At 63.1% G+C, this 25,227-nt stretch carries 20 protein-coding genes and 2 tRNA genes; 16 read left to right on the forward strand and 6 right to left on the reverse strand.

The features are described 5' to 3' along the window. Positions 1 to 224: 224 nt before the first annotated feature. From hflX to ABEA58_RS04500, 7 genes are all read left to right on the forward strand, one after another. A complete protein-coding gene (hflX, locus tag ABEA58_RS04470) occupies positions 225 to 1,538 on the forward strand; it encodes a ribosome rescue GTPase HflX (RefSeq protein ID WP_345549243.1) in 1,314 nt (437 codons plus the stop codon). An 85-nt stretch (positions 1,539 to 1,623) separates the two neighbouring features. Continuing rightward, positions 1,624 to 2,775 carry an FtsH protease activity modulator HflK gene (hflK, locus tag ABEA58_RS04475; RefSeq protein WP_345549244.1) on the forward strand — a complete coding sequence of 384 codons (1,152 nt, stop codon included), beginning with the start codon at positions 1,624 to 1,626 and terminating at the stop codon, positions 2,773 to 2,775. Positions 2,776 to 2,785: 10 nt separating this feature from the next. Then, positions 2,786 to 3,661, forward strand: coding sequence for a protease modulator HflC (gene hflC / locus ABEA58_RS04480; protein ID WP_345549245.1), 876 nt, complete (start codon positions 2,786 to 2,788; stop codon positions 3,659 to 3,661). 230 nt (positions 3,662 to 3,891) lie between these two features. After that, a complete protein-coding gene (locus tag ABEA58_RS04485) occupies positions 3,892 to 5,076 on the forward strand; it encodes an ATP phosphoribosyltransferase regulatory subunit (RefSeq protein WP_345549247.1) in 1,185 nt (394 codons plus the stop codon). 205 nt (positions 5,077 to 5,281) lie between these two features. Beyond that, entirely contained in the window at positions 5,282 to 6,604 is a 1,323-nt protein-coding gene (locus ABEA58_RS04490; protein ID WP_345549249.1) for an adenylosuccinate synthase, read from the forward strand. Positions 6,605 to 6,758: 154 nt separating this feature from the next. Then, the gene (gene trhA / locus ABEA58_RS04495; protein WP_345549251.1) at positions 6,759 to 7,436 is read left to right on the forward strand and encodes a PAQR family membrane homeostasis protein TrhA; all 678 of its coding nucleotides are present in this window, start codon (positions 6,759 to 6,761) and stop codon (positions 7,434 to 7,436) included. Positions 7,437 to 7,608: 172 nt separating this feature from the next. Next, positions 7,609 to 8,814, forward strand: a complete 1,206-nt coding sequence (locus tag ABEA58_RS04500; RefSeq protein ID WP_345549252.1) for a lytic murein transglycosylase — start codon at positions 7,609 to 7,611, stop codon at positions 8,812 to 8,814. A 98-nt stretch (positions 8,815 to 8,912) separates the two neighbouring features. Here the strand turns inward: ABEA58_RS04500 and ABEA58_RS04505 are convergent, their stop codons facing one another. Further along, the gene (locus ABEA58_RS04505) at positions 8,913 to 9,929 is read right to left on the reverse strand and encodes a succinylglutamate desuccinylase/aspartoacylase family protein (RefSeq protein ID WP_345549254.1); all 1,017 of its coding nucleotides are present in this window, start codon (positions 9,927 to 9,929) and stop codon (positions 8,913 to 8,915) included. Positions 9,930 to 10,354: 425 nt separating this feature from the next. Between ABEA58_RS04505 and ABEA58_RS04510 the strand changes: the two genes are divergently transcribed. Further along, positions 10,355 to 10,783 carry a YqaA family protein gene (locus ABEA58_RS04510; RefSeq protein ID WP_345549256.1) on the forward strand — a complete coding sequence of 143 codons (429 nt, stop codon included), beginning with the start codon at positions 10,355 to 10,357 and terminating at the stop codon, positions 10,781 to 10,783. Positions 10,784 to 10,951: 168 nt separating this feature from the next. Further along, the gene (ppc, locus tag ABEA58_RS04515) at positions 10,952 to 13,648 is read left to right on the forward strand and encodes a phosphoenolpyruvate carboxylase (RefSeq protein ID WP_345549258.1); all 2,697 of its coding nucleotides are present in this window, start codon (positions 10,952 to 10,954) and stop codon (positions 13,646 to 13,648) included. Between the two features lie 150 nt (positions 13,649 to 13,798). On the opposite strand, the gene ABEA58_RS04520 is transcribed toward ppc, so the two are convergent. Both ABEA58_RS04520 and ABEA58_RS04525 read right to left on the reverse strand, forming a co-directional pair. Continuing rightward, positions 13,799 to 13,885: transfer RNA gene (locus ABEA58_RS04520), tRNA-Leu, on the reverse strand. 239 nt (positions 13,886 to 14,124) lie between these two features. Continuing rightward, positions 14,125 to 14,211: transfer RNA gene (locus ABEA58_RS04525), tRNA-Leu, on the reverse strand. A gap of 259 nt (positions 14,212 to 14,470) precedes the next feature. Here ABEA58_RS04525 and rnr point away from each other — a divergent pair. The 7 genes from rnr (at position 14,471) to dnaB (ending at position 22,142) form a co-directional block, all read left to right on the forward strand. Continuing rightward, the gene (gene rnr / locus ABEA58_RS04530; protein WP_345549260.1) at positions 14,471 to 17,470 is read left to right on the forward strand and encodes a ribonuclease R; all 3,000 of its coding nucleotides are present in this window, start codon (positions 14,471 to 14,473) and stop codon (positions 17,468 to 17,470) included. Between the two features lie 3 nt (positions 17,471 to 17,473). Continuing rightward, entirely contained in the window at positions 17,474 to 18,235 is a 762-nt protein-coding gene (gene rlmB, locus ABEA58_RS04535; RefSeq protein ID WP_345549262.1) for a 23S rRNA (guanosine(2251)-2'-O)-methyltransferase RlmB, read from the forward strand. 258 nt (positions 18,236 to 18,493) lie between these two features. Continuing rightward, positions 18,494 to 18,940 carry a 30S ribosomal protein S6 gene (gene rpsF, locus ABEA58_RS04540; protein ID WP_345549264.1) on the forward strand — a complete coding sequence of 149 codons (447 nt, stop codon included), beginning with the start codon at positions 18,494 to 18,496 and terminating at the stop codon, positions 18,938 to 18,940. A 12-nt stretch (positions 18,941 to 18,952) separates the two neighbouring features. After that, positions 18,953 to 19,183 (forward strand): 30S ribosomal protein S18, encoded by a 231-nt coding sequence (rpsR, locus tag ABEA58_RS04545; protein WP_345549266.1) that lies wholly within the window; start codon positions 18,953 to 18,955, stop codon positions 19,181 to 19,183. Between the two features lie 57 nt (positions 19,184 to 19,240). Continuing rightward, the gene (locus ABEA58_RS04550) at positions 19,241 to 20,074 is read left to right on the forward strand and encodes a hypothetical protein (RefSeq protein ID WP_345549268.1); all 834 of its coding nucleotides are present in this window, start codon (positions 19,241 to 19,243) and stop codon (positions 20,072 to 20,074) included. A gap of 36 nt (positions 20,075 to 20,110) precedes the next feature. Beyond that, the gene (gene rplI / locus ABEA58_RS04555) at positions 20,111 to 20,557 is read left to right on the forward strand and encodes a 50S ribosomal protein L9 (protein ID WP_345549269.1); all 447 of its coding nucleotides are present in this window, start codon (positions 20,111 to 20,113) and stop codon (positions 20,555 to 20,557) included. A 139-nt stretch (positions 20,558 to 20,696) separates the two neighbouring features. Next, positions 20,697 to 22,142 carry a replicative DNA helicase gene (gene dnaB, locus ABEA58_RS04560; RefSeq protein ID WP_345549271.1) on the forward strand — a complete coding sequence of 482 codons (1,446 nt, stop codon included), beginning with the start codon at positions 20,697 to 20,699 and terminating at the stop codon, positions 22,140 to 22,142. Positions 22,143 to 22,234: 92 nt separating this feature from the next. Here the strand turns inward: dnaB and ABEA58_RS04565 are convergent, their stop codons facing one another. From ABEA58_RS04565 to nspC, 3 genes are all read right to left on the reverse strand, one after another. After that, a complete protein-coding gene (locus tag ABEA58_RS04565; RefSeq protein WP_345549272.1) occupies positions 22,235 to 22,873 on the reverse strand; it encodes a DUF6515 family protein in 639 nt (212 codons plus the stop codon). Between the two features lie 180 nt (positions 22,874 to 23,053). Beyond that, positions 23,054 to 23,941, reverse strand: coding sequence for an agmatinase (speB, locus tag ABEA58_RS04570; protein ID WP_345549274.1), 888 nt, complete (start codon positions 23,939 to 23,941; stop codon positions 23,054 to 23,056). A gap of 29 nt (positions 23,942 to 23,970) precedes the next feature. Then, positions 23,971 to 25,164, reverse strand: coding sequence for a carboxynorspermidine decarboxylase (gene nspC, locus ABEA58_RS04575; protein WP_345549275.1), 1,194 nt, complete (start codon positions 25,162 to 25,164; stop codon positions 23,971 to 23,973). Between the last annotated feature and the right edge of the window lie 63 nt (positions 25,165 to 25,227).

Genomic DNA, 25,227 nt, shown 5'->3' on the forward strand with positions numbered 1-25,227 from the left:
AATTGCAGCGCCCCGGCTTGCCGGGGCGCTGCAATTTTGACGACGAGAATTTTTGACTTCCCACGCCAAATCAGGTGAAACCCGAGGCCGACAGAGCCCACCCACGCAAGCGCTACACACCACAAGACAAGCTTCGCCCCGCACGCCCCGCGAAGCCGCAACAACTTCAAGAAACTCAAGAAGCCCGAGAAATCCAAGAAGTAGCCCCGAAAAGAGAATGACCATTGTTTTTTGAACGACCGAAATCCGGCGAACTGGCTGTGCTGGTGCACCTGGATCTGTCCGCCATCGACAGCCCCGATGACCCGCGGGAGTTTGAGGAGCTGGCCCTCTCCGCCGGAGCCGATCCGGTGGCCTTTATCTTTGGCCAGCGGGCCACGCCGGACCCCAAGATCTTTGTGGGGCGTGGCAAGCTGGAGGAAATTCATGCCGCGGTAAAGGAGCATGGCGCGCAACTGGTGATCTTCGATCACATACTGTCGCCGAGCCAGGAGCGCAATATCGAGCGCGAGCTGCACTGTCGCGTGCTTGACCGCACGGGTCTGATTCTCGATATTTTTGCCCAGCGGGCCCGTACCCATGAGGGCAAACTGCAGGTGGAGCTGGCCCAGTTGCGCCATATGTCCACGCGCCTGGTGCGCGGCTGGACGCACCTGGAACGGCAGAAGGGCGGTATCGGCCTGCGCGGGCCCGGTGAGACACAGCTGGAAACGGACCGGCGCCTGCTGAGGGCGCGAATCGACTCCATCGAAAAGCGGCTGGAAAAAGTCCGCCGCCAGCGCGCCCAGGGGCGCCGGGCCCGCTCGCGGGCGGAAGTGGCTACGGTGTCGCTGGTGGGTTACACCAATGCCGGTAAATCGACCCTGTTTAACCGCCTGACCGATGCGGGTGTCTATGTAAAGGATCAGCTGTTTGCCACCCTCGACCCGACCATGCGGCGGGTGGAGCTGCCCAACGTCGGCGCCATGATCCTGGCGGATACGGTGGGATTCGTTTCCCACCTGCCGCACCGGCTGGTGGAGGCCTTTCGCGCCACGCTTGAGGAGGCCAGCAATGCCTCGTTGCTTCTGCACGTGGTGGATGCGGCCGCCGAGAACCGCCTGACATTAATGGAGGAGGTGCAGGAGGTCCTGACTGAAATCGGCGCCGGCGAGCTGCCGCAGCTGCTGGTTTACAACAAGATCGACTTGCTGGAGGATCGCGGCCCCGGGGTTGACCGCGATGAATACGGTGTTCCTCGCGCCGTCTGGCTGTCGGCGGTCACCGGTGAGGGTTGCGACCTGCTGGCAGAGGCCATCGCCGAGCGTCTCGGCGAGGAAATGGTCAGTGGTCACCTGCTGGTGCCACCCCAACAGGGGCGCCTGCGCGCCCAATTACACGAGATCAATGCGGTGCGCGAGGAGCGCTATCTGGACAATGGCGACTGCGAGCTGCTGCTGACTTTGCCGCGCGGCGATCTGCAGCGGCTGCTGGCACCGTACAAAGACAGCGCCCTGTCCCCGCGCTGGCAGCCGGACGCTGCGGTTGGCGCCGACTGAGCGGGTTGCGTGGCGGCATTCCGGTGCCCAAGGGTGCTAGAATCTCGCCGTATTCAAGGTTAATGAACTGATTTGGAGTATTTCGATGGCCTGGAACGAGCCGGGTGGTAATAACAAAGATCCCTGGGGTGGAGGTGGCGGCAACCGCAACGACGGTCCGCCGGATCTGGATGAGCTGCTGGGCAAGCTGCAGCGCAAGCTGCGGGGACTGTTCGGCGGGGGCCCTTCCTCCTCCGCTCCGGGTTCCGGCGGCAAGTTTCCCTGGGTGCCGGTATTGGTCGTGGGCGCCGTGCTGTATGGCCTCTGGGGTGTTTACCAGGTGGATGCCAACGAATCCGCCGTGGTGTTGCGCCTCGGTAAATACCATTCCACCGAGGGTGCCGGCCTGCACTGGAACCCGCCGATCATCGATGATGTCGATATCGTCAACGTGACGGAGCTGCGTACCGAGCGCACCACCGGGCAGATGCTGACCGAGGATGCCAACATCGTCGAGGTCGTGCTCACCGTGCAGTGGCATATCGATGACGCGGAATCCTTCGTGCTGCGGGTACGCGACCCGCTCAAAAGCCTGCAGGAGGCCACCGACAGCGCCCTGCGCCATGTGGTCGGCTCCGCCTCTTTTAACGGTGTTATCTCCCAGAACCGTACCCAGGTGTCCGCCGATACCGAGGAGCGCCTGCAGGAGTACCTGGACCTCTACCAAACAGGTATCCGCATTGATCGTGTCAACCTGGCGGACGCCAAGGCACCCCGTGAAGTCCAGGACGCGTTTGATGACGTGACCAAGGCCCGGGAAGACGAGGTGCGCTTCAGGAACGAGGCCCAGGCCTACGCCAACCAGGTGATCCCGGTGGCCCGCGGTCGCGCCCAGCGCATTCTCGAAGAGGCCGAAGCCTATAAAACCCAGGTGGTGGAACTGGCCCGCGGTGAAACTGTGCGCTTCGAGAAACTGCTGGAGGAGTACCAGCTGGCGCCGGCGGTGACCCGTGAGCGTCTCTACCTGGATACGGTGCAGAAAGTCATGAGCAACACCTCCAAGGTGATGGTGGATGTCGATGGTGGCAGCAACATGATGTATCTGCCCCTGGACAAGCTGGCTGAGCGCAACACTGAAACCTCATCCGTGCGTGGCGAAAAGCTGTCCCCGGCGATGATCGATGAGGTCTCGCAGCGGGTGGTCGAGCGCCTGCGCAGCGATTCCAGCAACAATCGCCGCAGCGGCAACATTCGCTAGGAGGTAGAAAGTGAACAATAAAACGCTACTCATCATCGCCGGCCTGCTGCTCGCCGTCCTGGCGGTTGGCAGCAGTGCCTTTGTGATCAAGGAGACCGAGAAGGCGGTGCTGCTGCGCTTCGGTGAAGTGGTCCGCAGCGACTTCACCCCGGGTCTCTACTTCAAGATTCCGCTGGTGCACCAGCTGCGCCGTTTCGACGCCCGCGTTCAGACCGTGGACTCGAGCCCGGTGCGGATGCTGAATGCCGAGAACAAGTTCATGATGGTGGACTCCTACGCGAAGTACCGCATCCTCGACGTGGAGCGCCACTATGTGGCCACCCGCGGTGACGAGCGCAACGCGGTGCGGCTGCTGTCGGAACAGATCAATGACCGCCTGCGCAACCAGTTCGGTGTGCGCGACCTGCACGAAGTGGTTTCCGGCCAGCGCGACGAATTGATGGCGGAAATCACCAAAAACCTGAACGAGGTGGCCAAAACCAACCTGGGTGTGGAAGTGATCGATGTGCGCGTCAAGCGTATCGACCTGCCGCCGGAAGTCTCCGAATCGGTGTTCCAGCGCATGCGCGCCGGACGCGAGCTGGAGGCGCGGGACCACCGCGCCAAGGGTGAGGAGGCAGCGGAGCGTATTCGCGCCAACGCCGACCGCCAGGTGGTGGAGATCGAGTCCGAGGCTTATCGCAAGGCCGAGGAGCTGCGCGGCTCCGGCGATGCCCAGGCCACATCCATTTATTCTGCCGCTTTCAGCAAGGACCCGGAGTTCTACCGCTTCACCCGCAGCCTGAAGGCCTACGAAGACTCTTTCAACGACCGCGCCGATATGCTGTTGATCGAGCCGGACAGCGAGTTTTTCCGCTACCTGAAAAACTCCGACGGCAAGCGCTAGCGCTACCGCCGTCCCGGCCTGGGGCGCTGGCGGCGGCCAGCGCTCGGCCACCGCCCCCTACCGTATTGCGGGGACTTGGTGGTAAACTCACGCAAACCGGGCGTCGCCCGGTTTTTTCGTGTGTGGGACCCGGCTTTTAGCGGCACTGCCGGTTGCGGTCCCCCCTGGGTGGAGGCGGTTTGCAAACCCCTCTCTTGTACCGTCGCGAATGTCCTGAGCCATCATTAGTCATGACCCAAGCCGATCGCTGGATGTTGCCGGAAGGCATCGCCGAGATTCTCCCCGCGGATGCCCAAGGCATCGAGACCCTGCGCAGACGACTGCTGGACCTCTATCACCGCTGGGGCTATGAGTTGGTGATTCCCCCCATGGTGGAGTTCACCGACTCGCTGCTGATCGGCATGGGCCGGGATATCGACCTCAGTACCTTTAAGGTCACCGACCAGCTGTCCGGACGCACTCTGGGCATCCGCGCCGATATCACCCCGCAGGCCGCGCGCATCGATGCGCACAGCTTTCCCCGTGCCGGCGCCAACCGGCTCTGTTACGCCGGCCAAGTGCTGCATACGCGCCCGCGCAGCGTGAACGGGAGCCGCGCCCCGATCCAGATCGGCGCCGAGCTTTACGGCGTGGACAGCCTCGCTGCCGATATCGAAGTGATCTCCCTGATGCTGGAGACTCTGCTGGTGGCCGGTGTTGAGCGGATTCATCTGGATCTCGGCCATGTGGCGATTTACCGCAGCCTCGCCGAGGCCGCCGGCCTCGATGCCGAGCGCCGCGAGGCCCTGTTCGCGCTGCTGCAGAGCAAGGCCGCTGCCGATATCCATCGCTGGGTGGCGGAAAATATTGAAGACCCGCGCTCTGCACAGTGGTTGCGTGCGCTGCCCGACCTGGCCGGCGGCATTGACTGTCTGGCCCGCGCCAGGGATATCTTTGCCGATGCGCCGCCCGCGCTCGAGGCCGCGCTCGCCGACCTGCAGCGCTGTGCCGACGCGCTGGCGCGCCGCTATCCGGCGGTCGAGCTGTTCTTCGACCTGAGCGAAGTGCGCGGCTACGACTACGAGACCGGGCTGGTGTTCGCCGCCTATACCCCCGGCCACGGCCAGGCGCTGGCCAACGGCGGCCGCTATAACGGTATCGGCTCGGTGTTCGGTCGCGAGCGCCCGGCCACCGGTTTCAGTACCGACCTGGTGGCGCTTAACCAGCTCGGCAGCGGCTTCTGGGAAGAAGGCGGTGCTATCCTCGCCCCCGATAGCGATGAAGATACCCTCTGGCAGGTGGTGGAACGCCTGCGGAGCGAGGGAGAGGTGGTCATCGCCGCGCTGGCGGACGGTGCCGAGAGCGAAGTCCGCGCGCGCTGCGACCGCGAACTGGTGAAGCGGGACGGCAGCTGGGTGGTGCAGCCACGGGGCTGATGCCGCCGTCTATGATTTTGGGATTCGCGGGGCGAGCGTTATTCGCCCCGGGCCGCTGGATGGGCGCGGCCGTCGCGTTTTCCACGGCTCATCTTCAAAGGCGCGGTAGCGGTTGAGCCGCGCTGGCAACCTGGGTCCGCCGCCATCCACACAGGGGTGGCACGGGACAGTCCTTCGGGAATTTACGTTTCAGAGATTTTACGCAATGGGCAAGAATGTAGTGGTGCTCGGAACCCAGTGGGGTGACGAGGGCAAGGGCAAGATCGTCGACCTGCTGACGGAAAAAGTGTCCCTGGTGGTGCGCTTCCAGGGCGGACACAACGCCGGCCATACCCTGGTGATCGATGGCAAGAAAACCGTCCTGCACCTGATCCCGTCCGGTATCCTGCGTCCGAGCGTCACCTGCCTGATCGGCAATGGTGTGGTGCTCTCCCCCGAAGCGCTGCTGAAAGAAATGGGCGAGCTGGAAGCGAAGGGTGTACCAGTGCGCGAGCGCCTGCGCCTGTCGCCGGCGTGCCCGCTGATCCTGCCGGTGCATGTGGCGCTGGATCAGGCGCGGGAAAAAGCCCGCGGCAACAATGCCATCGGCACCACCGGTCGCGGAATCGGCCCGGCTTACGAAGACAAGGTGGCCCGTCGCGGCCTGCGCCTCGGCGACCTGTGCAACTGGGATAATTTCACTGCCCAGTTGAAAGAGCTGATGGAGTATCACAACTTCGCCCTGACCCACTACTACAAAGTGGATCCGGTCAGCTACGAAGATACGCTGGCCCAGGCCAAAGAGTGGCGCGAACAGCTGGTGCCGATGATTACCGATGTGGCGGACTGGTTGCACCAGGCGCGGGAGCGCGGCGAGCACATCCTGTTCGAAGGGGCCCAGGGCTCGCTGCTGGATATCGATCACGGCACCTACCCGTTTGTCACCTCTTCCAACACCACTGCCGGCGGTACCGCCACCGGTTCCGGTTTCGGCCCCCTGTATCTGGACTATGTGCTGGGCATCACCAAGGCCTACACCACCCGTGTCGGCGGCGGTCCTTTCCCCACCGAGCTGGACTGTGAAGTTGGACGGCACCTGGGTGAAAAAGGTCACGAGTTCGGCGCCACCACCGGTCGCCAGCGCCGCACCGGCTGGTTCGACGCCGTGGCCGTTCGTCACGCCATCCGCATCAACAGCATCTCCGGGCTGTGCCTGACCAAGCTGGATGTGCTGGACGGACTCGAAGAGGTGAAGATCTGCGTGGGCTACCGCGACCGCGATGGCAACGAGATTCCCGTACCCTTCGATGCCGCCGGTTGGGAGGGCGTGGAGCCGGTGTACGAACCCATGCCCGGCTGGAGCGAGACCACCTTTGGTGTGCGTCGCGAGGCCGAGCTGCCGCAGGCGGCGCGGAACTATATCGCCCGTATCGAGGAGCTGGTGGGCGCCCCCATCGATATTATTTCCACCGGCCCGGACCGCAACGAAACCATCGTGCGCGAGTCCTCCGCCCTGTGCGAGATGGGCATCCACAACCCCAGTCTCTGACGGGCGCCGCAGGTCGGGCGTCAGCCCGGCCTGCGCGTGAATCGCGAGTCGGTTATGCACCTTGCGCCGGCAGCGCCGCCAGACGATGATGGAACTCAAATTAGACAGTTGGTCACATTTGTGTGACAGTCTGCGATCATCGCCAGGGGGGGTTATGTCGACCACTACGGACGTTAACTATCACTCGCGTTACAGCGTCGCCGAGGAAATCGCCAACAGCGTCACCCACGGCATCGGCGCGGTACTCGCAATCGCCGGACTCGGTGTGCTGTGCGCCTTTGCCGCCCTGCGCGGGGATGCCTGGCACATTGTCAGCTGCGCCATCTATGCCGGAACCCTGATTCTGTGTTTCGGTGCCTCGGCCCTGTACCACAGTGCCATCGACCCCCGTGCCAAGCAGATCCTGCGCACGGTGGATCACTCCTCAATATTCCTGCTGATTGCCGGCAGCTATACGCCTTTCACCCTGGTGACCCTGCGCGACGCGGCCTTCTCCCTGGGTTCCTGGGGCTGGTGGCTGTTCGGCATCATTTGGGGACTGGCGGTCATGGGCCTGCTGATTCAGTTCACGCCGCTGAAAAAATACCGCGCACTGTCGATCACCATGAGCGCCCTGATGGGCTGGGTCGTGGTGGCGGCGACCAAGCCACTGCTGGAGACCCTGGCACCGGGCGGCCTGCTGCTGTTGCTGCTTGGCGGCCTGTGTTACACCGGCGGCATCATTTTCTATCTCTGGCGCAGCCTGCCCTACCACCATGCGATCTGGCATGTGTTTGTATTGGCCGGCGCGGTCCTGCATTACCTGGCGGTTCTGCTTTACGTCATTCCCTGACAGGCTCGGAAGCGGCTGGTACTCTGTCATAGTGTTTCGTCACAGTGCGGCTGCTGATAGGGCTTTCGGTTTTGCCTCGCCCGCTCTACCCTTGAGCGGGCGCGACGCGGCATCGCATTAGCATCGGTATCGCGCCGCATCATTGCCCGAGCCCCACGCCCGAGGAGTCCCTATGTACAGGCTGTCCGGCTTTCGCTTCCTGCTGTTGTCCTTCCTGTTGGTTTGTGTTCCCCCTGCCAGCGCCGCCGACGAGCAGTTCCAGCAATGGGTAAAGAGTTTCCGCAAAACGGCGCTGGCCAACGGCATATCACCGCAGGTGTTCGAGCGCGCGTTTGCCGGTGTCGATTCACCGGACCAGTGGGTGCTGGACAAGGCCGGCTATCAGCCGGAATTCAAGGCGCCGGTCTGGCAGTACTTTGATAACCGCGTGCAGCAGCGGGCGGTGCGCATGGGGCGGGCCAAGAAGAAAGAGTTGCAGCCGTGGCTGAACAAGATTCAGCAGCGCTACGGCGTGAACCCCAATATTCTGCTGGCGATCTGGTCGATTGAATCCAGCTTCGGCGCGATTCTGGATAATGAAACCGTGATTCGCAGCGTGGTGCGCTCCCTGGCTACCCTCGCCTACGCAGATCCCAAGCGCAGCAAGTTTGGTCGCCAGCAACTGTTGGCGGCGCTGCAAATTCTCCAGAGCGGCGACGTGGATGAAAAGCATCTTGTGGGTTCCTGGGCCGGCGCCATGGGGCACACCCAGTTTATCCCCACCAGCTACCAGGCTTACGCGGTGGATATCGACGGCGATGGCAAGCGGGATATCTGGAATTCCGTACCGGATGCGCTGGCGACCGCGGCGAGCCTGCTCTCCAGCAATGGCTGGCGCAGCGGCGAAACCTGGGGCTATGAGGTCACTATTCCAAAGGGTAAATTGCCGGCGGGAACCCTCACCCTACGGGAGTGGGAGAAACTGGGTGTGAAGCGGGTGAATGGCCGCACCTTTCCGCGCCCTGATGACAAAGCTGAACTGAAACTGCTGGCCGGTCGCGGCGGGCCGGCCTTCCTGATGCTGAAGAATTTTTCCGTGCTCAAGCGCTACAACAACTCCGATCGCTATGCGACCGCGGTGGGCCTGCTGGCCGACCAGATCGGTGGCGGCAAGGGGTTGGTGCGGGACTGGCCGCGCTCCTTTACACCCATCGACCATGCTGAGGTGCAGGAGCTGCAGAAGTTACTCAAGGCGCGCGGCCTGTACGCTGGGGAGATCGACGGCAAGGCGGGTTCCGGAACCCGCAGGGGCATCCAGCAATTCGAGAAGAGCATCGGCGTGGAAGTGCAGGGCTATCCCAGCGAGGAAGTGCTGGAGCAATTGCGCCAACACCGTTGACGGTTTTACTTTCCCGCTGAGTCGAGGCGGCCAGAGGTCAGCCGCCTCGAACCCATCTGGCAGGCCCACGGTTAAAATACAGGCCGACAGCGGCCATCTCAAAAATTCTCATCCGGCAACAGGCTGTCCTGCAATAGCTCCAGATTCTCGGCGACTTCCTGGGGTTCGTGAAAGTAGGCGATATGGAACACCGCATCGCCTTCCTGCACCAGCGGCAGATTCTGGCGGCCAATCACGATACCGTCGGCATTGCAAAGCACCCGGTCAATCTCCTCACCGAACAGGTCGGAAATAGAGGCCAGCACGTCTCCTTTCAGCACGTGGTCACCGAGGCCTTTGCGGAAGTTGATGATGCCGCTGTCGGTGGCCCGCAACCAGCCGCTGCGCCGGGCCACAAAGGGCTCGATATTTTCGTTTTTCTTCACCCTCGGCAGCATCTGCAGGTGACGCATCACATTGAGGATGCCCTTGTAACCCGCGCGGATACAGAACTCATCAAAGCGCAGCGCTTCGCCGGCTTCGTACAGCAGGATCTGCACGCCCAGGTCGGCGGCCGACTGCCGCAGCGATCCATCGCGCAGGGTGCTGTTCAGCAGCACCGGCACCCCAAACGCGCGCGCCATATCGCGGGTGGGTTGGTCGTCCAGGTTGGCACGGATTTGCGGCAGGTTGCTGCGATGGATGGCGCCGGTGTGCAGGTCGATACCGTAATCGCATTTGGAGACAATTTCCTCGAGGAAGATGTGCGCCATGCGCGCAGCCAGAGAGCCTTTGTCTGAACCTGGAAAGGAGCGGTTGAGATCGCGGCGATCCGGCAGATAGCGGGACTGCTCCAGTACGCCGTAAACATTCACCACCGGTACCGCGATCAGCGTGCCGCGCAAACTTCTGAGGCCGCGACTGCTGATCACCCGGCTGATGATTTCGATGCCGTTCAGCTCGTCGCCGTGGATGGCGGCGCAGATAAACATGGTAGGCCCCGGTTTTTTGCCGCGCTTCACATAAACCGGTATCGCCATATCGGTGCCGGTATGCAGCCGCACAATGGGCAATTCAATGCGGCGGGTCTCCCCTGGGGCGATATCCACACCGCCAATAGAAAACTTCTCTGTCATTTCACGCTTCCTGACTGCTTCAGCCAATCATTGTAGGTGCAATGGGCGCAGAAAATCGATGCGTGCAATCGCGTGCCGGGGGTGGCCTTGACCACTTCCCTACGGTTGGCTGGCACGCTGATATGAAGCTGAATTGTTTGGTCGGGGGCGTTGGCAAGGATAAGGGTGCCGTCCATCCCGCGACGGCGTGGTGGGAAACTTTGCGAGGCTGGCATATTCTTGGCGCGCAATTACCGCCGCCAGGCCGTGAGTAACAGGCCGGGGGCAGTGCTTCGGTGCGGACTCTGTCGAGTCCGGGCGAATTTACCTGAGTGGTGGAAATACCCGGGGCATGTCGGTGCTCGCTTGAGTGCGCCGCCCATGGCCTGCTGTTATCAGCCGGCGCAATACACAGGATTCCGCTGGCCGGTGTGGGAGAGGCCGTGATGATTGAAGTCTTTATTCTTTTTGGCGCGGCCTTTCTGGCGGCAACCATACTGCCGTTTTACTCCGAGGTGATCCTCTTTGCCCTGTTGCGGAGCGGTGGCGACCCGGTGCTGCTGGTTGCTGTGGCCACCGCGGGCAACACCCTCGGTGCGGTGGTGAACTGGTATCTCGGTCGCTACCTGCTGCATTTCCAGGGCCGTCGCTGGTTCTACTTCTCCAGGCAACAGATCGGCAAGGCCCAGGCGTGGTTTCAGCGTTATGGCTTCTGGAGCCTGCTGCTGTCGTGGATGCCGGTGGTGGGGGATGCGCTCACCCTCATCGCCGGTATTATGCGCGTTAATATCTGGTTGTTTATTTTTCTGGTCGGCCTTGGCAAGGGGTTGAGGTATCTCTCCGTAGTGTTTTTGCAGGACTGGTCGGCGATCTGATAGTGCCGGCAGTGCGCTCCACACCCGGGACTCAATGTGCTGCCCAATCCGCCGGCGTCCCTGTTTAGCCTCCGCACCCGGCCATCTCTCCTTCGCCTGTCGGCCCTGCCAAGTGTGGCGCTGTACTCCTGCTGCCCGCCTGTGTGCTTGCCGGGAAAGTATGGGAAGATGCGGGCAACGATGGCAGCGGAGGTCGATGACGTGAGTGTGGATCAAAACGCTCCTTTGCGAGAGGACGTGCGCCTGCTCGGCGAGGAACTCGGGACGGTGCTGAAGCAGCAGGCCGGGGAAAAACTCTTCGACACGGTGGAAACCATTCGCCAGGCGGCGGTGGAAAGCCGTGGCGAGGGAGAAATGCAGGTAGGGCGCCTGCGCGCATTGCTGGATCCCCTCGACGACGCAACCCTGTTGGAAGTGGCGCGCGCCTTCAGCCAGTTTCTGAATCTGGCCAATATCGCCGAGCAGCGCCACCGCGAGCGTTTGCACCGCGAGCACCAGCGCTATCCCGGCGACCCCGATACCGACCGCGGGCTGCGACAGGTGTTGGCGGAGCTGAAAAAAGCCGGCGTCGATCGGCAGAGTATTCGCCAGGTATTGGCGGATATGTCGGTGGAACTGGTGCTCACCGCCCACCCCACCGAGGTCACTCGGCGCACATTGATCCGCAAGTATGATCGCATCGCCGATCTGCTCACTGACCTGGACCGCCCGGACCTCAACGCGGAGGAGCGCGAGGAACTGCGCCGCCACCTGCGCGAACAGATCCTCTCCGCCTGGGGCACCGATGAGATTCGCCGCGAGCGACCGACACCGGTGGATGAAGCGAAGTGGGGTTTCGCCACCATCGAGCAGTCCCTGTGGCGGGCGGTACCGCAGGGCATGCGCGCAATCGAGGACGAGCTGGCGCTTGCTGGCTTGGACCCGCTGCCGGCGGACTGGGTGCCGACCCGCTTCGCCTCCTGGATGGGCGGTGATCGCGACGGCAACCCCAACGTCACCGCCGCCGTCACCCGCGAAGTGCTGACCCTGGCCCGCTGGATGGCGGCGGACCTGTACCTGCGGGATGTGGAAAACCTGCTGGCGGATCTGTCCATGCACCGCGCCAGCGACGAGTTGCTGGCACACACCGGCCCCAGCCACGAGCCCTATCGGCTGCTGCTGCGCCAGGTGCGCGACCGTCTGCGCGCGACCCGTGCGCAGATGGAGGCGCGGGTGCACGGCGCGCCGCTGTTGGAGGATGATTGCTACACCCAGACCAGCCAGCTCGCCGATGCATTGCGCCTGATTGACCGTTCCCTGCGCGCCGTGGGGCTTGCGGCCATCGCCGATGGGCAGCTGAAGGACACCTTGCGTCGGCTGAACTGCTTTGGCATTACCCTGCTGCGCCTCGATATTCGCCAGGAGTCCAGTCGTCACACCGCAGCGCTGGATGCCATCACCCGCTACCTGGAGCTGGGCAGTTACGGCGAGTGGGATGAATCGCGCCGGCAGGCGTTTCTGCTGGCCGAGCTGAGCGGGCGCCGGCCGCTGGTGGATGACGCCTTCTACCGCAGTGAATACTGTGACGAGGAGGTGCGCGAAGTGCTGGCGACCTGCCGCGTGATCGCCGAGCAGGGAGCGGAGGGCTTGGGTGCCTACGTTATCTCCATGGCGAGGGCGTCGTCGGATGTGCTGGCGGTGATGCTGCTGCAGAAGATTGTCGGCGTGCGTGAGCCCATGCGGGTGGTGCCGCTGTTTGAAACACTGGACGACCTCAACAACGCCGCCACCACCATGGGCGCGCTGCTGGATATACCGCTCTATCGCGAGCGGGTGCGGCAGGGCCAGGAGGTCATGATCGGCTATTCGGACTCCGCCAAGGATGCCGGCTTTCTCGGCGCCGCCTGGGCGCAGTTCCGCGCACAGGAAAAGCTCACGGCCATTTTCCGTGAGCGCCGCATTCCGCTCACCCTGTTCCACGGCCGCGGCGGTTCCATTTCCCGCGGCGGCTCTCCCACCCGCATGGCGCTGCTGTCGCAGCCGCCCGGCTCGGTGGCGGGGCGTATCCGGGTCACGGAGCAGGGCGAGATGATTCGCTTCAAGTACGGGCGCCCCTCGGTGGCGGCCTACAACCTAGAGCAGTATGTCGCCGCCACACTGGAGGCCACGCTGGTGCCACCGGCACAGCCGCGCCGGGAGTGGCGCGAAGAAATGGACCGGCTCACGCAGCGCTCAGTGGAAGGCTACCGCGAAGTGGTGCGCGACGATCCGGCGCTGGTGGCCTATCTGCGCACGGTGACCCCGGAAACCGAACTGAGCCGTCTGGCGCTCGGTAGCAGGCCGGCGCGGCGCAAGGCCGGCGGCGGCGTCGAGACCCTGCGCGCCATCCCCTGGGTGTTTGCCTGGACCCAGATTCGCCTGATGCTGCCGGCCTGGCTGGGCACCGGCGCGGCTCTGGAGTGCGCGCTGGCCAACCCGGCGGAAAACGAAACCCTGCACACCATGAACGCGCAGTGGCCATTCTTTCAGGGGCTGGTGGATATGCTGGAAATGGTGCTGGCCAAGGCCGATACCCGGGTCGCCTCCTGGTATGAGGAGCGCCTGACCCGCGACCCGGAACTGATCCGGCTCGGTGCCGCGCTGCGCGATCGCCTGGGCCATACCCTGGAGGCGTTGCGGGGCCTTACCGGCAGGGAGAGCCTGCTGGACAACAACCCGGTAATGCGCTGGTCGATTCGCGTCCGCGATCCCTACACCGATCCGCTGCACCTGTTGCAGGCGGAGCTGATGTCGCGCCTGCGGGAGCGGGATTCCGACGAGATCCTGGAAAGCGCGCTGATGGTGACCATCGCCGGTATCGCCGCCGGTATGCGCAACACCGGTTAAGGCTGCCTGAGGTAATCTGGGGGTGTCCGGGGCGCCTCGCTGGGCACTTGCCAAGGGGCGTTAATGGCGAGGGCCTTGTACCGGTAAGGGACATATAGCCAGCACGCAAACAAAAAAGGCCGACTCTTGCGAGTCGGCCTTTTTGCGAATTGGTGCCCAGGAGAAGACTTGAACTTCCACGACCTTGCGGTCACTAGCACCTGAAGCTAGCGCGTCTACCAATTCCGCCACCTGGGCAAATCAACGGTGTCTCCGCTGAGGACGCGCACTATAAGGGTTTTGCCGGGCGTGTCAATCGCGGACTGTGACCACATGGGTTCGCAAAGTTGCCCGGGTGTTGGTCGGGGCCTTGACTGGAAATTGGTCTGGACGTTGTCTGGGCGCTGGCGCCGTGATGCGTTGTTGCTGCGCGCAGGCGGGGTGGGGGCGCCACAACAAAAAAAGGCCGGCTCTTGCGAGTCGGCCTTTTTTGGAATTGGTGCCCAGGAGAAGACTTGAACTTCCACGACCTTGCGGTCACTAGCACCTGAAGCTAGCGCGTCTACCAATTCCGCCACCTGGGCAAATCAACGGTGCTCCGTTGAGGACGCGGACTATAGAGATTTCCCCCGGGGGTGTCAACGCTTTTGGTGCGCCGAATTCAACATTGTCGTCAACGGTCGGGATCGCGGCATAAATCGCTTATAATCCTCCCAAAGTGCAACTTGAACACCGGGCGTTCTGTACCGGTCACCTATTACCCCCGTTGCGCATCCTCAATTTCCCCGGGACTCCCCCGGGAGTCGCCCAGAGGGGCGGCTGCCCCAGACAATGGAAGCTGTTTTGACTCAGAAGAAAACCCAGATGAATGAAGATCCCCACGCCCAGCGCGAGGCGGAGAAGTACGACAAGCCGGTTCCCAGCCGCGAGTTCCTGCTGCAGCTGCTCGAGCAGCAACCCGGCCCGGTGCCCTGGGAGTCCGTCGCCGACGCGCTCGAGATCGACGACGAGGATCGCCGCGAAGGTGTGCGCCGGCGCTTGATCGCCATGTCCCGGGACGGCGAGATCGCCAGCAACCGCGCCGGGGATTTCGGCGTGCTCGATAAGATGAGCCTGGTGCGCGGACGCGTGATCGGCCACCGCGATGGCTTCGGCTTTGTGTCCCCCCGCGATGGTGGCGACGACCTGTTCCTCGCCCACCGGCAGATGCGCAAGGTCTTTGATGGCGACGAGGTGCTGGTGCGGGAAACGCCGGGGGGCTTTCGCGGCAAGCGCGAGGGCGCGGTGGTGCGGGTCATCAAGCACAATACCCAGCAGTTGGCCGGGCGCCTGCACCGCGAGGGCGGCATCTGTTTTGTGCGCCCGGAAAATACCCGCATCAACCTGGATGTGATGGTGGCGGAAGACAAGACCGCCGGGGCCGGGGATGGCCAGTATGTGGTGGTCAATATCACCCGGCAGCCGGGCCGCGATGTGCTGCCCCAGGGAGAAGTGGTGGAGGTGCTGGGGGATCACCTGGCTCCGGGGATGGAGATCGATGTCGCCATCCGCAATTACGACATTCCCCACGAATGGCCGGCGGCGGTGCTGGCCGAGACGGACATGATCGCCGACGAGGTGCTTGAAGAGGACAAGAAGGCCCGCGTCGACCTGCGCCAGCTGCCGCTGGTTACCATCGACGGCGAGGATGCGCGGGATTTCGACGATGCGGTTTTCTGTGAGGTGCAGGCTGACGGCAGCTGGAGGTTGCTGGTGGCGATCGCCGATGTGTCCCATTACGTGCGCCCCGGCACCGCTCTGGATGTAGAAGCGCACAGTCGTGGCAACTCGGTGTACTTCCCGGATTTTGTGGTGCCGATGTTGCCGGAGAAACTCTCCAACGGCCTCTGCTCCCTGAACCCGGACGTCGACCGTTTGTGCATGGTGTGCGAAATGCACATCGATACCGCGGGCAATATCGCCGATTACCGCTTCTTCGAAGGGGTGATGCGCAGTCACGCGCGGTTAACCTACAGCAAAGTCGGGCAGATTATTGCCGAGCGCGACGATCGCGACAGCGGTATTCGCAAGCAGTATGCGGCGCTGGTGCCACATCTCGACAACTTAAACGATCTCTACCGGGCATTGCGCGGTGCCCGCGACCGTCGCGGTGCCATCGATTTTGAAACCACGGAAACGCGGATTATTTTCGATGACCAGCGCAAGATCGAGCGCATCGTGCCGGTGCAGCGCAACGACGCCCACAAGCTGATCGAGGAATGCATGCTGGCCGCCAATGTCTGCGCGGCCAGATTGATGGAACTGTCGGAGCTGCCGGCGCTCTATCGGGTGCACGACGTGCCCAAGGAAGAAAAACTCAGCAATCTGCGCGAGTATCTGGGCGAACTCGGCCTGCGCCTGCCCGGTGGCGCCGAGCCGCAACCGATGGATTTCCAGTTGCTGCTCGAGCAGGTGGAGGGGCGTGTCGATGCGCACATTATCCAGATGATGCTGCTGCGCTCCATGAATCAGGCGGTTTACCAGCCCGAGAATCGCGGTCACTTCGGCCTCGACTACGATGCCTACGCGCACTTCACTTCACCGATTCGCCGCTATCCGGACCTGCTGCTGCACCGCGCCTTGCGCTGGCTGATCCTCAATGGCAGCGCCAACGATTCTGCGGTGGCGAACAAGGTCCAGCCGGTTGCCGGCGCCGAGGCGATTCCCCGCGCGCGAATCCTGCCCTATGACATGGCCGCCATGACCCAGCTCGGCGAACACTGTTCCATGACCGAGCGCCGCGCCGATGACGCCACCCGCGATGTGGTCAGCTGGCTCAAGTGCGAATACCTGCAGGAGCACGTGGGCGAGACCTACCCCGGTGTCGTCAGTGCCGTGACCGGCTTTGGCCTGTTTGTGGAACTGACGGACTTCTACGTGGAGGGGCTGATCCATGTCAGCTCACTGCCCAAGGATTACTATCGCTTTGAGCAGGCGCACCAGCGGCTGGTGGGTGAGCGCAGCGGCGTTCGCTACCATCTCGGTGACCCGGTGACGGTGCAGGTGGCGCGGGTGGACCTGGATGAGCGCAAGGTGGATTTCCTGCTCGGGGAGCTATTGCCGCGACCCAAGCGCGAGAATACCAAAGTCAGCTCGCGGGCCATGGAAATGGCGGTGGAGCACCAGCGCGAGCGGCAGCGCAAGAGCAAGACCAAAGCCGAGGCCAAGACGCCAATTCAGACCAAGACGCCAAGCCAGGCCAGGACAGCAAAAAGGCACGATGCCCCCGTGGCGGGCGGCGAGACGGGCGCCAGTCACGGCGGCAAAAGTGGCCGTAAAGAAGGCGCTAAAGGTGCTCACAGCGGCGCTGGCCAAGAAGCCAGTGGCGCTGGTCAGGGTGCTGGCCAAGGGGCCGGTAAGGGCGCTGCTGAGAGGGCAGACAAGGAGACTGCAGCGGGCGCTAAACCGTCGCCCTGGAAGACGCGACCGCAAAGTGCTGCCGGAGAGGCGCCGTACCGCAAGCGCAAGGTGGGTTCCGGTGACGCCGTGCCGGTGGTGGCAGACCCAGGCGTGGAGGTCGAGCCCCACCGCGGAACCGAAGAGGTTGCAAAGCGCAGGGAATTGGAAGCTGGTGAGGGGCTGGAGGCGCGCGAAGCAGTAGAGCCCCGCGAGGGCGGTGGCGAGGAGCCGAAGCGTCGTCGCGGCCCCCGGCGCTCGCCGACCCGCAAGGGCGGCAAGCGGCCGGCGGTCGCCGCGCGCAAGGCGGCGCAGAAGGCTGAAAAAGCCGGCAAGGCGAAGAAGAAATCCGCCAGCGGCAAAAAGAAATCGAGCCGCAGCGGCTCGTCCAAGAGCAAGAAGAAATAAGTCGTGTCAGAAGAATTGGTCTACGGCCTGCACGCGGTGCAGGCACTGTTGAAAGGCTCTCCGCAGCAGGTCCAGCAGCTGTTGCTGCTGCGCGGTCGTCGCGACCAGCGGTTGCAGAAGATCATCGCTCAGGCGGAGAAGAACGATATCGCGGTCAGTTTCGTCGACCGCCGCGCCCTCGACGACAAGGTGGGTGACGAGGGCAATCACCAGGGCGTGGTGGCCGTGTGCGCGGGCAGGACCCGCGTGTACGACGAGCGCTACCTGCAGGAGCTGCTCGAGGACCTGCAGCAACGGCAGGAGGCGCCTTTTCTGCTGGTGCTCGACGGCGTCACCGATCCGCATAACCTGGGCGCCTGCCTGCGCTCTGCGGAGGCCGCCGGTGTGCATGCGGTAATCGCCCCCAAGGACAAGTCCGCCGGGCTCACGCCCACCGCGCGCAAGGTGGCCTGCGGTGCGGCGGAGGTATTGCCGTTTGTCACCGTGACCAACCTGGCGCGGTCGCTGCAGAAACTGCAGCAGGCGGGGGTGTGGATTTTTGGCGCCGCCGGCGAGGCGCAGCAGAGTGTCTATGAGGCGCAGCTTACCGGCCCTCTGGCACTGGTGATGGGCGCTGAGGGCTCCGGCCTGCGCCGTCTCACCCGCGAGCACTGCGATCACCTGCTGAAAATTCCCATGGCCGGCGAGGTGAGCAGTCTCAACGTCTCGGTGGCCACCGGGGTCTGCCTGTTCGAGGCGGTGCGCCAGCGCAGTTCGGCAACCTGAATCGATGGCGCCGTCCGGCGCGACCCAGTGCCACCTGGCTCCACTGGTCCCAGCTGGTTCCACGGCTCCACTTAACCCCGGCCGAGTGGCCATAAGCGATGCCTCGCTGTGCCGGCGGGCGGAATCGGTCAACTTGCAACCAGTTGGGCGTGCGCATAGAATACGCCGCCCGCAATGGGGTCCGCGGTTTGCGGAGCCTGTTGTACTCCTTGCCTCACCGGATTAGCCGGGAGGCTGTTTAACCCGTAAGGAGCAAAAATGCGTCATTACGAAATTGTATTCCTGGTCCACCCGGATCAGAGCGAGCAGGTACCTGGCATGGTGGAACGCTACAGCGCTTCCATCAAAGACAGCGGTGGACAGGTTCACCGTCTGGAAGACTGGGGCCGTCGCCGTCTGGCCTACCCGATCAACAAGATCCACAAAGCTCACTACGTTCTGATGAACGTGGAGTGCACGGAAGAGGCTCTGGAAGAGCTGACCACCAACTTCCGCTACAACGACGCAGTACTGCGCAACATGGTTATCCGCGAAGACGAGGCGATCACTGAAGAGAGCCCGATCATGAAGGCGGAAAAAGAGAGCCGTGAGCGCAAGGCTGCGCGCGCCGAGCGTACCGAGCGCTCCGAGCGTCGTGAGCGTTCTGAACAGGACAGCTCCTCCGAGGAAGCCGAGTCTTCCGATAACGCTGAAAGCGAAGAATAAGGGGATATTCAGATGGCACGTTTTTTCCGTCGTCGTAAGTTCTGCCGTTTCACCGCCGAAGGCACTAAGCGTATCGATTACAAAGATCTCGATACCCTGAAAGCCTACATTTCTGAAACTGGCAAAATCGTTCCGAGCCGTATCACCGGTACCAAGGCCAAGTATCAGCGTCAGCTGGCTACCGCGGTCAAGCGCGCCCGTTACCTGGCGCTGCTGCCGTACACGGACAGCCACGAAGCCTAAGCGGCTTCTTAAGAGGCTTTCGTTGCTTAAACGATTTATTAGAGAAGCTATCTAGTCGTGCGCGCCCTGGCAGAGTTCATTATGCGCGGGCGTGTGCGCGCGGTGCTCATCACTATGGTGGGTATCCCGCTGATCAGCCCGGCAGCGCTGGCGCTGGTCAGCCTGCGCCGCGGCAGCAGTGAAGGCCTGATGGTTCTGGCCTGGGCGCTGTTGCCGGTGGTCACCGCCGGCATGAGTGGTTACGTATCGCCGCTGATGACCGGGCTTGCGGTAACCCATCTGGCCGCGGTGTTCTGCGGCTCGGTGGCACTGCGCAGCAGCCGCTCCTGGACACAGGCTCTGGTGCTGATCACTGCGGTTGCGGCCATTGGTATTGCGCTCACGGCGCACTTCAGTGGCGGCCTGGTGCAAAGCCTGTTGGCGGCGGCGGAGGAGTCCGGCGGCGCTCAGGCGGAGCAGCTGCAGAAGGTGTTCACCAGTGAGCCGATCGTCACGGGCTACCTGAGCTGGATCTCGGCGATCACCGCGACTCTGGCCCTGGTGGTGGGGCGCTGGTGGCAGGCGATGCTGTACAACCCCGGCGGTTTCCGTCAGGAGTTTCACCAGTTGCGTATGCCGCTGCCGCTGGCCGCGATCGGCATGCTGGCCTGGGTATACTGTCTGGTGACCGAGGACTATGCCTTCTGGGGTGCGCTCATGGCGTTCCCAATGGTGGTGGCGGGTATCGCCCTGATCCACTGGATGGTCGCCAGGCGCGGCTGGGGCAGGGGGCCTTTGGTGGCCATGTATGTCTCGCTGGTGATTGCGGCTCTGCCGCTGGCAGGCTTTCTGTGTGGCCTGGCGTTGATAGATAGCTGGATAGATATTCGCGCTCGCGCTGAAAACAAGTAGCTGCGAACGCATACAACTGAAATTGAGGACACCGAGATGGAAGTTATTCTGCTCGATAAAGTAGTGAAACTGGGCAACGTGGGCGACCGCGTTGAAGTGAAGGCTGGTTATGGCCGCAACTTCCTGCTGCCCTCCGGCAAGGCCGTTGCCGCGACCCCGGCCAATGTGGCCGAGTTCGAAGCCAAGCGCGCCGAACTGGAGGCTGCCGCTGCAGCCAAGGTGAGCGAGGCGGAGAGCCGCGCTGCGAAGCTGGCCGAGGTGGTTGTCACCATCGCCGCCAATGCCGGTGACGAAGGCAAGCTGTTCGGTTCCATCGGCGCCCGCGATATCGCTGAAGCGATCACCGCTGCCGGCGTTGAAGTGGCCAAGGCTGAAGTCAACCTGCCGCAGGGCACCCTGCGCGAAGTTGGCGAATACGACATCGACCTGCAGCTGCACGCCGACGTCGTCACTACCATCAAGGTAGTTGTCGAAGCCGAATAAGCCCTTCCGGCGGCAGCCGGGGGACCGGGGCGGGTAACTCCGCTCTGAATGGCCCCAGACGCCGTCAGTCGCGCTACAATCGGGCGCTGGATTCCTTGTGAGTCCAGCGCCCGATCTGTTTTTGGTAGCCGGAACAACGATGAACGAAGAGTACGCTTTACCGGAAGAAGAGCTGCAAGCTGACGACAGTTCGCCCCTGCCGCATTCGGTGGAGGCTGAGCAGTCCGTGCTCGGCGGCCTGATGCTGGACTCCAGCCGTCTTGACAGTGTCGCTGAGCAGCTCGGCGAACAGGACTTTTTCGTTGCCAGCCACCGCAAGATCTTCGCGGTGATGACACAGCTGTCGGACGGGGAGCAGCCCCTCGATATCGTCACCCTGGCCGAGGCGCTGGCCAGCCGCGATCTGCTGGCTGAAGTGGGCGGTCCCGCCTATCTGGCCGAACTGGCCGAGAACACCCCCTCTGCGGCGAACATCGTCGCCTATGCCAAGATCGTGCGCGAACGCTCCATGTTGCGCCAGCTGATCGCCGCCGCCGGCGAGATCAGCCGCAGCAGCTTCAATCCCGGTGGCCTGGCCTCCACGGATTTGCTGCAGATGGCCGAGCGCCGTGTGGCGGAGATCGCCGAGGGGCGGGCGAAAGAGGGGGGATTCGTCGGCGTCGATACCCTGCTCAAGAAGACCGTCGAGCGTATCGATGAACTGTTCAAGACCGAGGGCGACATCACCGGTCTCGGCACCGGTCTCACCGAGCTGGATCAGCGCACTTCCGGCTGGCAGCCGGGCGAACTGATCATCCTCGCCGCCCGTCCCTCCATGGGCAAGACTGCGCTGGCGCTGAACTTTATTGAAACCGCCATGCTGTCGCAGGAAAAGCCGACTCTGGTATTCAGCATGGAGATGCCCTCCGATGCGCTGGTGATGCGGATGCTGTCCTCTATTGGCCGCATCGACCAGGGGCGCATACGCAACGGCAAGCTGCAGGAGGAGGACTGGCCCAAGCTCTCCAGTGCCGTGCAGAAGATGAAAGGCCGGGCGCTGTATATCGACGACACCCCGGCCCTGTCCCCCAGTGAAGTGCGCGCGCGCACCAAGCGCACGGTGCGCGATCACACCAACAAGCTGATGCGGGAAAATCCCAGGATGACCCGCGAGGAGGCCGAGGCCAAGAGCATGCCGGCGCTGATCATGCTCGACTATTTGCAGCTGATGCAGGTGAAGGGAGCCACCGAAGGTCGGACCCAGGAGATCTCCGAGATCTCCCGCTCCCTGAAAGGGCTGGCCAAAGAGTACAACTGCCCGGTGATCGCCCTGTCGCAGCTCAATCGCGGCGTCGAGCAGCGCCCCAACAAGCGGCCGATGAACTCCGACCTGCGGGAATCCGGTGCCATCGAGCAGGATGCGGACGTCATCCTGTTTATTTACCGGGACGAGTATTACAACGAGGACAGCCCCGACAAGGGCATGGCGGAGCTGATTATCGGCAAGCAGCGTAACGGTGAAATCGGCACCTGCCGCGCCGCGTTCGTCGGCAAGTACACGCGCTTCGACAACCTGGCGCCGGAGTACTATCAGGGCGGCGACTGACAGGTGGCCGCGGAGACCGGCGCAGACGTTGAGATGCAAAAAGGGCGAACCCAATGGTTCGCCCTTTTTGCATCTGCCATTCACACCGCCTGTCAGATCTGCACGACCACATAAACCTCGCGGCCGTCCCGCTGGGTGGGCATGAAGTAGTCGCTGCCATAACGGTAGTACTGGATCCCGTTGATCACTTCCGCGGTATAGCCCTGTGGCAACGTATCCAGCACCTGACCGGGTGTGTATGTGGAGGCAGCGGTTATGGGCGCGGTCGCGCTGGGGGCAGAGGCGGCCAGGCCAGAGGGGGCTGCGACCACCTGGTAGGCTTTGCGGGCGGGGTGCCATTGGTAATAGGTGTCTGCGTACTGGTAGTAGACTGCGCCGCCCAGGGTGATGCGCACGGCACCGGCCGGTAAGGAGGTGATTGCGGCGCCCAGCGGCGCGGTCACGGCGATATAGCCGCTGTTTGCGCGGCGATAGAAGTGCCCGCCGTGAAAATAATAGGGGCGCCCGCCCACCGCCAGGCTCAGGTGGCCGCGGGGCAGGATCGGGATGGTGAAGCCCACGGAGACGCGTGGATTGCGCAGCGGAATTCCGTGGTGATGGCGCTTCCAGGACTGATGATGTCCACCGTGTCGCTCCAGTGCGGGGGTGCGGGCATCCGCCGCTGGCGCAAAGGCGAAGGCGCCGAGGGCCGCCAGTGCCGCGGCGACGATCAGGAATTTGAGAGTTTTCATCTTATCTCCAGGGGTCGATGACCTGCCGTGGGGAAAGTTTAACTCGGCCCCGGAGACCTGTGTCGCGCCATCTGGTTAAGAAGTGTGAACCCGGGGTCTGCGGTCTGTTACCTCTGTTTCCTGAGTTGCCTCAGCCTCCCCTGTTGCCTCTATTGTCCAGGCTGCACCTGCTTGCTAGCGCTATTGGCCTTGAGTCGCCCGATTGCGCTGAATGATGCCCATCAGTTTGTAGAGCAGTTGCGCGGCGGCGAAATCGTAGGCGTGGAAGCCTTCGATGGGTGCGAACTCCAGCAGATCGAAGCCGATAATTTCCCGCTGCTGTGCCACGGACTCGAACAGGTTCAGTGTCTGGTACCAGCCGAGACCACCGGGGACCGGTGTGCCGGTGGAGGGGAAAACCGACGGATCGATACCGTCGATATCCAGAGTGAAAAATACCTTGCTGGGGAAATTCTCCGGCAGCTTGAAGCTCTGCACGTTGCTGGGCACCAGCTCGTGGGCATCCAGGTGGTGTATGCCGTACTGCGTGCGCGCCGCCATCTCCTCTTCGCAGTAGGCGCGAATCCCCAGTTGAAAGAGCGGAATGCCGGCCTCCACCACCAGTCGCATGACGCTGGCGTGGCTGTGCTTGTGGCCTTCGTAGCGGTCGCGCAGGTCGGCGTGGGCATCGATCTGGACCACGCCGAAATCCGTGATGCCGGCGTCAAGATAGCCCTTGATAACCCCCCAGGTGACCGAGTGCTCGCCGCCAATACCCACCGGCATCTTGCCCGCTTCGACAATCTCCCGGGTGGCGCGGGCGATTCGCTCCATCACCTGCGCGGCCTCGCCGCTGACATTGACCGGGGAGCGGGTGTAAATGCCCAGTTCGCAGGGGGAGGAGAAGTTGTCAAAGGTTTCCAGCTGCCAGGAGGCTTCCAGTATCGCCGCCGGACCCTTGCCGGTGCCGCCGCCATAGGACACCGTCTCCTCGTAGGGAATGGGCAGCACATGAAACAGTGCGTCCTCGGGGCGCGGCTGCTCGATCTCGGAGCCGAGGAAAATGGGGAAGTCGTTGTCAGAGAGCATCGGTGCTGTCCTCAAGGGGGTAAGCGCGGTTACGACAGGCGGTTCTTGAAATCTTCATAGCCGAACTCGCGCACAATGCGCAGGGCGTCGGTAGCGGAGTTCCACAGGGCGATGGCCGGCAGCGGAATACCGTTGAAGGTGTTGGTCTTGACCATGGTGTAGTAAGCCATCTCCTCGAAAACCACTCTGTCGCCAACCTTGAGCGGGGCGGGAAAGCTGTACTCACCGATACTGTCACCGGCAAGGCAGCTCTGTCCGCCGAGACGATAGCCGTGGGGCAGCTCACCCGGCGGGGCGGCGCCGGTGATTTCCGGGCGGTAGGGCATTTCCAGCACGTCCGGCATATGACAGGTGGCGGAGGCGTCGAGGATGGCCTGATCCTGGCCGTTCCAGGCGATATCCACAACCTCGCTCACCAGAATGCCGGCAAACAGCGCCACGGCCTCGCCGGGCTCGAGATAGACCTGGACCTTGTAGCGCGCGGAAAAATCCCGCACCGCGTCCACAAGGCGGTCCACCTGGTAGTCCCGCCGCGTGATGTGGTGGCCACCGCCAAAATTGACCCACTCCATTTGCGCGAGCAGGTGACCGAATTTCTCTTCCACCGCGGCGATGGTGCGGGCCAGGGGTTCGAAGTCCTGTTCGCACAAGGTGTGGAAGTGCAGCCCGCTGATACCGCTGAGATCCTCGCCGTCGAACAGCGAGCGCACAATGCCGAGGCGCGAGCAGGGCGCGCAGGGGTCGTACAGCGCGGTGTGCCCTTCGGAATGCTGTGGGTTGATGCGCAGACCGAAGCGCAGTTGCGGCCGCTGCCGCTGCGCCTCCAGACACAGCGGCTTGTAGCGCTGCCACTGCGAAAAGGAATTGAAAATAACGTGGTGGGCGAAGGTGAGAATTTCACGCAGCTCCGCTTCTTTGTAGCCGGCACTGAACACATGCACCTCGCGGCCAAGGTCGCGACCGCCGTATTCCTCGTAGGCCAGTTTTGCCTCGTGCAGGCCACTGGCGCAGGCGCCACTCAGATATTCCGCCACGATGGGGCCGACGCTGAACATGGAAAAGGCTTTCAGTGCGCTGAGCACCTTGGCGCCACTGCGCTGCTGCACATCGGCGAGCACGGCGAGGTTGTCGCGCAGCGCTTGTTCATCGACGACGAAACAGGGGGAGGGCACACGAGAGGGATCGAATTCGGCGAAGTAGTCTTTGCGGGGCGTCAGGTCCATAGGTGCTCGGTAATTCCGTGGCGTTGACAGGGGCGGGCACCGCGGCGCCCGCCTGTGCGAAGG

Origin of the sequence: Microbulbifer aestuariivivens, from assembly GCF_039545115.1 — a bacterium.
GTDB classification, from domain to species: Bacteria; Pseudomonadota; Gammaproteobacteria; order Pseudomonadales; family Cellvibrionaceae; genus Microbulbifer; species Microbulbifer aestuariivivens.

Coding starts and splice junctions, on each gene's coding strand:
- ABEA58_RS04490 (WP_345549249.1), top strand. CDS start 5,282: ATGGGCAAGAATGTAGTGGTGCTCGGAACCCAGTGGGGTGACGAGGGC.
- rpsR (WP_345549266.1), top strand. CDS start 18,953: ATGGCACGTTTTTTCCGTCGTCGTAAGTTCTGCCGTTTCACCGCCGAA.
- ppc (WP_345549258.1), top strand. CDS start 10,952: ATGCGGGCAACGATGGCAGCGGAGGTCGATGACGTGAGTGTGGATCAA.
- nspC (WP_345549275.1), bottom strand. CDS start 25,164: ATGGACCTGACGCCCCGCAAAGACTACTTCGCCGAATTCGATCCCTCT.
- ABEA58_RS04485 (WP_345549247.1), top strand. CDS start 3,892: ATGACCCAAGCCGATCGCTGGATGTTGCCGGAAGGCATCGCCGAGATT.
- hflK (WP_345549244.1), top strand. CDS start 1,624: ATGGCCTGGAACGAGCCGGGTGGTAATAACAAAGATCCCTGGGGTGGA.
- ABEA58_RS04565 (WP_345549272.1), bottom strand. CDS start 22,873: ATGAAAACTCTCAAATTCCTGATCGTCGCCGCGGCACTGGCGGCCCTC.
- trhA (WP_345549251.1), top strand. CDS start 6,759: ATGTCGACCACTACGGACGTTAACTATCACTCGCGTTACAGCGTCGCC.
- rpsF (WP_345549264.1), top strand. CDS start 18,494: ATGCGTCATTACGAAATTGTATTCCTGGTCCACCCGGATCAGAGCGAG.
- ABEA58_RS04510 (WP_345549256.1), top strand. CDS start 10,355: ATGATTGAAGTCTTTATTCTTTTTGGCGCGGCCTTTCTGGCGGCAACC.
- ABEA58_RS04505 (WP_345549254.1), bottom strand. CDS start 9,929: ATGACAGAGAAGTTTTCTATTGGCGGTGTGGATATCGCCCCAGGGGAG.
- dnaB (WP_345549271.1), top strand. CDS start 20,697: ATGAACGAAGAGTACGCTTTACCGGAAGAAGAGCTGCAAGCTGACGAC.
- ABEA58_RS04500 (WP_345549252.1), top strand. CDS start 7,609: ATGTACAGGCTGTCCGGCTTTCGCTTCCTGCTGTTGTCCTTCCTGTTG.
- speB (WP_345549274.1), bottom strand. CDS start 23,941: ATGCTCTCTGACAACGACTTCCCCATTTTCCTCGGCTCCGAGATCGAG.
- rplI (WP_345549269.1), top strand. CDS start 20,111: ATGGAAGTTATTCTGCTCGATAAAGTAGTGAAACTGGGCAACGTGGGC.